Genomic DNA, 739 nt, shown 5'->3' on the forward strand with positions numbered 1-739 from the left:
CTCGGTGTCGTCCAGGCGAAAGGCCGCGAAAAATAATCGGTCGCGTTTGTGCGGAGCGCCGACGCCTGCAGCTGGCAGTACATGCGCTGCGCAGGCGTAACCTTCCTCTTCCAGCTCAATGAGTAAAGCGTCAAGCCAGTGGTCTTTTTTAACTGCCGCTGCAACCTGCTCGCCGAAGAGCATTGGAGGACGACACTCTGCGATGAGATCGAGAAGGGCCGGAGCCAAGTGACGTGAATCTCTTGCCCCGAGGCCTGCTCCAGCCACGCTGAAAGGCTGGCACGGAGGACTACCCGTCCACAGCGGGAGATCGTCCGGGAGCCCGGCGAGTCGCAGGGCAAGCGGCCATCCGGCGATGCCTGCGAAGAAGTGGCACTGGGTGAAGCCACGGAGGTCTTGTGGTCTGACATCTAAAATGCTCCGCGTGTCTACGATGCCCATCGGGATAAGCCCGGCGTCAATGAGAAGCCGCAGCCTTTCAGCTGCGACCGGATCGTACTCGTTATAGTAATTCATCACAGACGCCAGGAAGCCGGTGATACGACGTTAAGCCGAGATGTGTTTTTGGCGATGCGCAGGGTCAGCGGATTGGCCTCGCAGTAGGAGCTGAGGCCGCGCGCATATTGATCCATTGCACCGATGCGGCGGATTTCGAGGTCGGCGCGCTTCGTCATCGCCTCGACATACCGGCGGGCGCTGTTTTTGTCCGGCGCATAGACCAGCATCGCGCGTTGCATCG

2 protein-coding genes are annotated in these 739 nt (G+C 60.2%); both read right to left on the minus strand.

Going from position 1 to position 739, the window contains the following annotated elements; genetic code table 11:
• Nucleotides 1-516 (minus strand): DNA cytosine methyltransferase (locus ACLJQ7_RS42610; RefSeq protein ID WP_410653874.1); only part of this gene is annotated, 516 nt, incomplete at its 3' end.
• A partial coding sequence (locus tag ACLJQ7_RS42615; protein WP_410653873.1) for a hypothetical protein occupies nt 516-739 on the minus strand: 224 nt, incomplete at its 5' end. The genes ACLJQ7_RS42615 and ACLJQ7_RS42610, both read right to left, overlap by 1 nt.

It is taken from the genome of Amycolatopsis sp. cmx-4-54, assembly GCF_046548895.1.
GTDB lineage: Bacteria > Actinomycetota > Actinomycetes > Mycobacteriales > Pseudonocardiaceae > Amycolatopsis.